Source organism: Vibrio ruber DSM 16370, from assembly GCF_900163965.1.
Taxonomy (GTDB): domain Bacteria; phylum Pseudomonadota; class Gammaproteobacteria; order Enterobacterales; family Vibrionaceae; genus Vibrio; species Vibrio ruber.
The window spans coordinates 126,682-135,609 of the sequence record NZ_FULE01000039.1 but is presented as its reverse complement, the minus strand read 5'-3'; the positions used below and the strand labels follow the sequence as shown (position 1 = coordinate 135,609).

The window sequence follows — 8,928 nt, the reverse complement described above, 5'->3', positions numbered from 1 at the left end:
TGTAAGCGCTGTGAGGCGTTGAGCTAACCTGTACTAATTGCCCGTGAGACTTAACCATACAACACCGAAGGGGTTTTGTGGCTCATTAAGAACAATTTGATTGTGTAGAGAACAAAGAAAACAGCTTTCCGAATTAAAGAATTTGCTTGGCGACCATAGCGTTTTGGACCCACCTGACTCCATGCCGAACTCAGTCGTGAAACGAAACAGCGCCGATGGTAGTGTGGGGTCTCCTCATGTGAGAGTAGGACATCGCCAGGCTTTAATTTACAGTTTGTCTACTGAAGCTTGATGCTTTTGATAGCTGCGATGCTCATGTGCGTTTGCACACTGCGCTTCTCGCTTCAAAATCCTCATCGCACAGCGACAAACTTCTAAATAAAGCGGTTATCGGTAAGACTTTATTTAGAGCGCTATACCAGTGGAGCGGTAGTTCAGTTGGTTAGAATACCGGCCTGTCACGCCGGGGGTCGCGGGTTCGAGTCCCGTCCGCTCCGCCACTGATTTGAAGACCTCAGCAGCGATGCTGGGGTTTTTTCGTATCTGGCGGAGAGATAAATGCCTGTCAGTTTCACCGGCAGCCGAAAGTGGCGCGGTCGTTCAGTGGGTTCGCCTTTCTTTTGAAAACAAACTCGAGTGGGAAGTAGTGACTATTCTTGGCTAAAGAAATAGTCACTAAAGCTGGCTTCTGTTTCGAACAATGAGCCGAGGATTTAGTAGAGCTCTTTTAGCTTCCGGGTTAAGGTATTTCGTCCCCATCCTAGCACTTTGGCTGCATCTTGCTTATGCCCGTTGGTATGATTTAAAGCTGCTTCCAATAGAATTCGCTCAAATTCAGGTAATGCATAGGATAGGAGATCAGTTTCTCCGGCAGATAAAGCCGTTCGCGCCCAAGCATCTAATTGTTTCTGCCAGCTGGTATCATTATCGAATTCAATATTTTTCTTTTCTGACAATAGCTCTGAAGGTAAGTCATTCGGAAGAACTTCTGTGCCGCTTGCCATAACGGTTAACCAACGGCACATGTTTTCTAATTGTCGTACATTGCCCGGCCAATCGAGACGATTGAGCATTTCTAATGATTTGGGATGCAGTGTTTTCATCTCCACGCCAAGCTCTTTGGCAGCAAGTGCCAGAAAATGTTTAGTCAGCTTCTCGATATCCTGACGACGCTCTCTGAGTGCCGGTATTTGAATCCGGATAACGTTTAAGCGGTGGAATAAATCCTCCCGGAACTTACCTTGATGAACAAGTTTCTCAAGGTTTTGATGTGTTGCAGCAACAATTCGGACATCCACTTTGATCGCTGAATGTCCGCCAACACGATAAAATTGTCCATCGGCCAGAACTCGCAGTAACCGGGTTTGAATATCGAGCGGCATATCGCCGATCTCATCCAGAAAGAGTGTCCCGCCATTGGCTTGTTCAAAACGCCCCTGCCGGACGTTATTGGCGCCGGTAAATGCCCCTTTTTCATGACCGAATAACTCGGATTCAATCAAATCCTTCGGAATTGCCGCCATGTTTAAGGCGATAAATGGTTTTTGTGCGCGTGGGCTATGTCGATGTAAAGCATGAGCGACGAGCTCTTTCCCGGTACCTGACTCGCCATTGATTAAAACGGAAATCGAAGAACGTGAAAGACGTCCGATGGCTCTGAATACTTCTTGCATGGCCGGAGCTTCGCCAATAATCTCAGGAGTATCATCTGTATTTGCTAGGCGACCTGACTGATCTTTTCGCTGTTCTTGGCCGTGAGCGATGGCACGTTCGACTAATGTGAGTGTTTCATCAACATCAAAAGGCTTGGGGAGATATTCAAAAGCACCTTTCTGATAGGCATTCACTGCGGCATCCAGATCGGAATGAGCCGTCATAATGATAATAGGGAGCTCTGGTGAGCGAGAGTGGACTTGATGTAACAGCTCGATACCATCGATACCGGGCATACGTATGTCGGATACTAATACGTCAGGTGATTCTCTTTCCAGCGCCATCAGAACGCTTTCTGCGTCAGAGAAAGTTTCACATTTGATGTTGGCCGAAGACAGGGTTTTTTCCATCACCCATCGAATAGAGCTATCGTCATCGACAACCCACACGTATCCTTTACTCATAATCAGTATTCCTTAAACAGCATCTGTGACTAACGTTGAAAAGCATTAAAATTTTTGTTCTGTCAATGGTTCGTTCATTGGTTGATATTATTGAACGGTTCATCATGATTAATTTATCGGAAGATAGATGGTAAAAACGGTCCGTCCCGGCCAGCTTTCAACCTCAATCTTGCCATTATGTTGATCTATTAAATTCTGAGAAATCGATAACCCCAGCCCGCTGCCCCCTTCTCTTCCGCTGACCATCGGATAGAAGAGAGTATCTTGTAACTCGTTTGGAATTCCCGGGCCGTTATCAATCACTTCAATTCGGGCAACCAGTTTGTGTCGTTGACCATGTATATTGGCTTGATGCACCGTTCTGGTGCGAAGGGTGATTTTACCATGTTGTTGTGATGACAAAATTTGTGCAGCATTACTGACTATATTCAGTAACGCCTGCTCAATTTGATCCATATCCATCATAATATTGGGCAAACTTGGGTCATAATCACGTTCAATCACAAGATGAGAACGTGCATCGAGTTCGATCAATTGACGGACTTTTTCGAGGATTAAGTGCAAATTTTCAGACCGCTTTTTCCCTGGTTTTTGCGGTCCGAGGAGTCGATCAACCAAAGAGCGTAAGCGGTCAGCCTGTTCAATAATAATTTGTGTATACTCTGTCAGGCTCTGATCCGGGAGCATCCTTTCTAATAACTGTGCCGCTCCCCGCAGTCCTCCCAGTGGATTCTTAATCTCATGAGCTAATCCCCGTACGAGTAGCTTCGCTGCCTGTTGTTGGGCGTGTTGATTTAGTTCCTGACTGAGACGGCGCTGTTGACCAATCTTTCTCATCTCGACTAACAGCATTAATTGTTTTTGCCAAGTTAACGGGCTGACGGTGACCTCTAACATCAGGGGTTTACCATCAACCACAAATGTTACGTCACTGTCGGTAATACTTTGGCCACTCTGCAATGGTTGCGAGAGAAGCGCGAGATCAAGCGATGCATGTTGAATTAAATTGGATAGAGGTTGGTTGATAATCCGCTTAGCACTCTGTGAGAATAACTGTTCTGCTGAAGGGTTCGCATAGCGCACGCATAAAGACTCATCCAGTATTAGTGTGGATGTCACAATATTATTCAATATTGTTGTACTAAGTTCACTACTCATGAATGGTTACCATGTTCCAAAATGACGCATTGCACAAAAGTGGTGCGTTGATAGAATGAGTATGGCTAACTAAGGGATAAATACAAGTCTCTCTTCTTTGAAATCAGTCCGCTCAACAGCACTTTGAGTCTAATTTCATGACAACTGCAGCCATGGTTGATTACATTAAATATGGATGCAATTATCTTGCCCGATATGCTCTTTATTTGTGAGGTTTGTGAAAAGATTTATGATGATATTTCAATAAGTAATCTTCATTTGGTATAAAAAAGGCTCGCCAGAGGCGAGCCTGATAATATGGGTATGAATGTAGACTTATACAGAGTAGTACATGTCGAATTCAAGTGGGTGAGTCGTCATATTGATACGAGTCACATCATCTGATTTCAGCGCGATATAAGAATCGATGAAATCATCAGAGAATACACCACCCGCAGTTAAGAACTCACGATCTGCATCCAAAGCTTCTAATGCTTGTTGGAGAGACTCGGCAACTGTTGGAATTTGTGCCGCTTCTTCTGCCGGTAGATCATACAGGTCTTTATCTGCTGAATCTCCAGGGTGAATCTTGTTCTTGATTCCGTCTAGACCAGCCATCAGCATTGCAGCAAAAGCCAGATATGGGTTGGCTGTTGGGTCTGGGAAACGAACTTCGATACGACGTGCTTTAGGGCTTGGCACGACTGGGATACGGATTGATGCACTACGGTTACGAGCAGAATAAGCAAGCATAACCGGTGCTTCGAATCCTGGAACCAGACGCTTGTATGAGTTTGTTGAAGCGTTTGCGAATGCGTTGATTGCGCGAGCGTGCTTGATGATACCACCGATGTAGAATAACGCAGTTTCAGACAAACCGCCGTATTTATCACCGGCAAACAAGTTGACACCGTCTTTTGCCAGAGATTGGTGACAGTGCATACCTGAACCATTGTCTCCGACAAGTGGTTTCGGCATAAATGTCGCAGTTTTACCAAATGCATGAGCAACGTTATGGACAACGTACTTATAGATTTGGATCTCATCTGCTTTCAATGTCATGGTATTGAAACGGCAAGCGATCTCATTTTGACCTGCGGTTGCAACTTCGTGGTGGTGCGCTTCAACAACCAGTCCCATCTCTTCCATAATCAGACACATTGCACTACGAATGTCTTGAGAAGAGTCCACAGGAGCAACAGGGAAGTACCCGCCTTTAACGCCCGGACGGTGACCTTTGTTTCCGCCTTCAACGTCTGAGCCTGTGTTCCATGCAGCTTCGATATCATCGATTTTGTAGAAAGAGCCAGACATGTTCGTTGCGTATTTTACATCGTCAAACAGGAAGAATTCTGGTTCTGGGCCGAATAGTACGGTGTCCGCGATACCTGTAGAACGCATATATTCTTCAGCGCGTTGTGCAATAGAGCGAGGATCGCGATCATAACCTTGCATGGTTGTCGGCTCTAAAATGTCACAACGGATATTGATTGTGGAGTCTTCTGTAAATGGGTCTAAAACAGCAGTTGAGGCATCTGGCATTAAAACCATGTCAGATTCGTTAATTCCTTTCCAGCCGGCAATAGATGAACCATCAAACATTTTACCTTCTTCGAAGAAGTCAGCATCGATTTGGTGAGCAGGAATAGAAACGTGTTGCTCTTTACCCTTTGTATCTGTAAAGCGTAAATCAACAAACTTAACTTCGTTTTCTTGGATCAGCGATAGAACATTTTCTACTGACATCTTGGACAACCTCCAGTGTTTAAAAATCGGTAAAAGCTCGACTTGGTTTAAGCATCGATTAACTTTGTGTTCATCACGTTAATTGAAGCTGAAACTTTATTAGCCAAAATCGTGCCATGATTAAAAATCCTTTTAATTCAATGCATTAGTGAGATAATGGGCTTTCAATTATCAATCATTGCACTAAAATGATTTGCGCATTGCACTAATTTGGTGCGTTCTGATTTGGATTGCACCAATAGTTGCCAAATGCCCTTCTATTCAGCCCTATGAACAGGCAATTTGTCAAACGGCATTTGATGGTTTTTTCTACTTTCTAGTCGTGAAAAGTTTTGATCACAATGGTTTTTTGAACGGGGCGGATTACAGAGACTAAACTATAGAAGAGTGATTTAATGTACTGACAGAAGAAATAGGCTTGTTTTAGATCACATATTTCTGGGCATTTCTTCAAAATCTGGTACATTATTGAGCGTTTTTTTTATCCCGAAATCCAGTTACATCAAAGAGCGGGAATTGAACTTTGACAATGATGATGAATCCATGACAACACCACAGATTGATAAACTAAGAAATATTGCGATCATTGCGCACGTTGACCACGGTAAAACAACCTTGGTTGATAAGCTATTACAACAATCCGGAACTTTACAGTCTCGCGGTGAAGTTGAAGAACGAGTCATGGACTCGAATGATATTGAGAAAGAGCGTGGAATTACAATCCTAGCTAAGAATACAGCGATTAACTGGCACGATCACCACATCAATATCGTTGACACCCCCGGACACGCGGACTTCGGTGGTGAAGTTGAGCGTATTATGTCTATGGTTGACTCTGTCCTGCTTATCGTTGATGCCGTTGATGGCCCAATGCCACAAACCCGTTTCGTAACGCAAAAAGCATTTGCGCATGGTTTGAAACCTATTGTGGTTATTAACAAAATTGACCGACCAGGCGCACGTCCTGATTGGGTAATGGATCAAGTCTTTGACCTATTTGATAATCTAGGCGCATCAGATGAGCAATTGGATTTTCAGGTAGTTTACGCGTCAGCACTAAACGGCTGGGCTTCGCTAGAAGAAGGCGAAACCGGCGAGAATATGGAACCTCTTTTCCAAACCATCGTTGATAACGTCGCTTCACCTGATGTTGATCTGGATGGACCGTTGCAGATGCAAATTTCCCAGTTAGATTATAGCTCTTATGTCGGTGTTATCGGTGTCGGCAGAGTTACACGCGGAACCGTTAAATCGAACCAGCAAGTGAGCATTATTGGTGCAGATGGTAAGAAGAGAAACGGTAAAGTCGGAACGGTTCTCGGTTATCTGGGGCTGGAACGGCACGAAGTTGAGCGTGCCACAGCTGGTGACATTGTCGCCATTACTGGTCTGGGTGAGCTGAAAATCTCAGACACTATTTGTGATGTGAATAATGTTGAAGCATTGCCGGCACTTTCAGTTGATGAGCCGACCGTTACGATGACTTTCCAGGTTAATACTTCACCGTTTGCCGGCAAAGAAGGGAAATTTGTCACATCTCGTAATATTCTTGAGCGCTTGGAAAAAGAGCTGGTTCATAACGTTGCGCTGCGCGTTGAACAAACAGATGACCCTGATAAATTCCGAGTATCCGGTCGTGGTGAATTGCACTTGTCGATTTTGATCGAGAATATGCGTCGTGAAGGATTTGAACTCGCAGTTTCTCGTCCGGAAGTTATTCTGAAAGAAGAGAATGGCCAGCTACTTGAACCTTTTGAAGTGGTGACTATTGATGTGATGGAAGAGCATCAAGGTGGCATCATGGAGAATATCGGTATCCGTAAAGGTGAGTTGAAAGATATGTCTCCGGACGGCAAAGGTCGCGTTCGTATGGACTTCATCATGCCTTCTCGTGGCTTGATCGGCTTCCAAACGGAGTTTATGACACTGACTTCTGGTTCAGGTCTGCTTTACCATACTTTTGATCATTATGGTCCACACAAAGGTGGCTCTATCGGGCAACGTAATAATGGCGTGTTGATTTCTAATGCGACAGGTAAAGCGCTAACCTATGCATTGTTTAACTTGCAGGAGCGTGGACGTCTGTTCGCTGAACACGCTGATGAAGTTTATGAAGGGCAAGTTATTGGTATTCATAACCGTTCGAATGATTTAACTGTAAACTGTTTGAAAGGTAAGCAGCTGACTAACGTTCGAGCTTCTGGTACTGATGAAGCACAGGTTCTGTCTCCCGCGATTAAATTCACATTAGAGCAAGCGATCGAATTTATCGATGATGATGAACTGGTTGAAGTAACGCCTGCGAGCATCCGAATCCGTAAGCGGTATCTTACTGAAAATGATCGTAAAAGAGCGAATCGTGGCGGTAAGTAAATCGCTATAGAACGATGATGTAGTAAAGGCGGAACATTGTTTCCGCCTTTTTTATCGGCGGGTTATTCGTGGGATGAGATGGTCACGCAGTGAATATCCTGCTAGTCTGCTAATCTAAATGCATATTCTTGCGCAATTGATATCAAGGGTAATATTATTCCCCTAGTTTGCATATCATTTCTCAACAATGATTTTTCATCTATATAATCACCACGATATGTTGATGAGGTAGCTGTATTGAATACACAAAAAATGATCGATACTGGCGTCATTTTTACCCGATACTTATGGTACCGGGTTCTTCATGATCGCATTCAGGTGAATGCGGGATATCTGGCTTATATCTCGTTATTGTCTTTTGTTCCGATGGTCACCGTTTTACTCTCGGTTTTATCCGCTTTTTCGGCTTTTAATGATGCCGGAGAAGTGATTCAGGCATTTGTAATTACGCATTTTTTGCCCGCTGCTGGTGAAGCGGTGAATCAGGCATTGCATGACTTTGTATCTAATACCAGCAAAATGACGGCGTTAGGGGGATTGTTTCTATTTATCGTAGCACTGACGCTGATTTCTAACATTGATAAAATGTTGAATTATATCTGGCGGGTTCACCAGAAGCGTCGCTGGGTTTTCTCTTTTTCAATGTACTGGATGGTGCTGACGCTAGGTCCGCTGCTGGTAGGGGCAAGTCTGGCTGTGACATCCTATATTATGTCACTGAATCTGGTCTCAAACGAGACCTTGCATGGGTTCTCTCAGTGGGTACTCAGAAGGCTACCGTTTCTCCTCTCATTTGCAGCATTCACCGGTTTATATGTGCTTGTTCCGAATAAAAAAGTGAAGCTGACACACGCGTTATCAGGCGCTCTCGTTGCCGCTTTACTGTTTGAAGTCAGTAAAGCGGGATTCGCTGCCTATATTACCCATTTCCCTTCTTATCAGGTCATCTACGGGGCGTTGGCCGCCATTCCGATTCTGTTTATCTGGGTTTACTTCTCTTGGTTGATTGTCTTGTTGGGTGCAGAAGTCACTGCATCTCTGGGTGAACATGAATATTGGTATCAAGACATGCTAAAATCCGCAGAATCGGCTGATAATGGTGGAGAAAAAGGAACACATCGTGATCGCACTGATTCAGAGAGTAAGTGAAGCATCCGTGACTGTAGATGGATCGGTTGTCGGAAATATTGGTCAAGGGTTACTGGTATTGCTGGGGGTTGAAAAAGGTGATGATGAAACCAAGGCTAAGCGTCTGGTTGAACGGGTAACCACCTACCGCGTGTTTGAAGATGAACAAGGGAAGATGAATCTCAATGTTCAACAAATCGGGGGCGAAGTGCTAGTCGTTTCACAATTTACATTACCGGCAGATACAAAGAAGGGAACACGCGCCGGATTTTCTCGTGGTGCTGCACCGGCAGATGCTGAGCGGTTGTATGATTATTTCGCTGAGCAGTGTGCAAGCATTCTTCCGACAGCAAGGGGATGCTTTGCCGCGGATATGAAAGTTGCGTTGGTGAATGATGGACCGGTGACCTTCTGGTTGCAGGTTTAA

Annotated in this window: 6 protein-coding genes, 1 tRNA gene and 1 rRNA gene; 5 read left to right on the top strand and 3 right to left on the bottom strand. The window is 44.5% G+C overall.

All coding sequences use genetic code 11. The features are described 5' to 3' along the window. The first annotated feature begins 145 nt into the window (after nt 1–145). Together rrf and VR7878_RS14855 are read left to right on the top strand one after the other, a co-directional pair. Nucleotides 146–261 (top strand): 5S ribosomal RNA (rrf, locus tag VR7878_RS14860). 162 nt (nt 262–423) lie between these two features. Continuing rightward, a tRNA-Asp gene (locus VR7878_RS14855) sits at nt 424–500 on the top strand. A 213-nt stretch (nt 501–713) separates the two neighbouring features. On the opposite strand, the gene glnG is transcribed toward VR7878_RS14855, so the two are convergent. The 3 genes from glnG to glnA all read right to left on the bottom strand — a co-directional run bounded on the left by glnG (nt 714) and on the right by glnA (nt 5,000). Then, complete coding sequence (glnG, locus tag VR7878_RS14850) at nt 714–2,117, bottom strand: nitrogen regulation protein NR(I) (RefSeq protein WP_077336847.1); 1,404 nt, start codon at nt 2,115–2,117, stop codon at nt 714–716. A 108-nt stretch (nt 2,118–2,225) separates the two neighbouring features. Next, nucleotides 2,226–3,275, bottom strand: a complete 1,050-nt coding sequence (gene glnL, locus VR7878_RS14845) for a nitrogen regulation protein NR(II) (protein WP_077336846.1) — start codon at nt 3,273–3,275, stop codon at nt 2,226–2,228. Nucleotides 3,276–3,590: 315 nt separating this feature from the next. Then, nucleotides 3,591–5,000, bottom strand: coding sequence for a glutamate--ammonia ligase (gene glnA / locus VR7878_RS14840; RefSeq protein ID WP_077336845.1), 1,410 nt, complete (start codon nt 4,998–5,000; stop codon nt 3,591–3,593). A 543-nt stretch (nt 5,001–5,543) separates the two neighbouring features. On the opposite strand from glnA, the gene typA reads away from it, so the two are divergent. The 3 genes from typA (at nt 5,544) to dtd (ending at nt 8,928) form a co-directional block, all read left to right on the top strand. Then, a complete protein-coding gene (gene typA / locus VR7878_RS14835; protein ID WP_077336854.1) occupies nt 5,544–7,373 on the top strand; it encodes a translational GTPase TypA in 1,830 nt (609 codons plus the stop codon). Between the two features lie 252 nt (nt 7,374–7,625). Beyond that, nucleotides 7,626–8,522 (top strand): virulence factor BrkB family protein, encoded by an 897-nt coding sequence (locus VR7878_RS14830; RefSeq protein ID WP_077336844.1) that lies wholly within the window; start codon nt 7,626–7,628, stop codon nt 8,520–8,522. Beyond that, on the top strand, nt 8,494–8,928 hold the full coding sequence (gene dtd, locus VR7878_RS14825; protein ID WP_077336843.1) for a D-aminoacyl-tRNA deacylase: 435 nt from the start codon (nt 8,494–8,496) through the stop codon (nt 8,926–8,928). Before VR7878_RS14830 ends, dtd begins: the two co-directional genes overlap by 29 nt.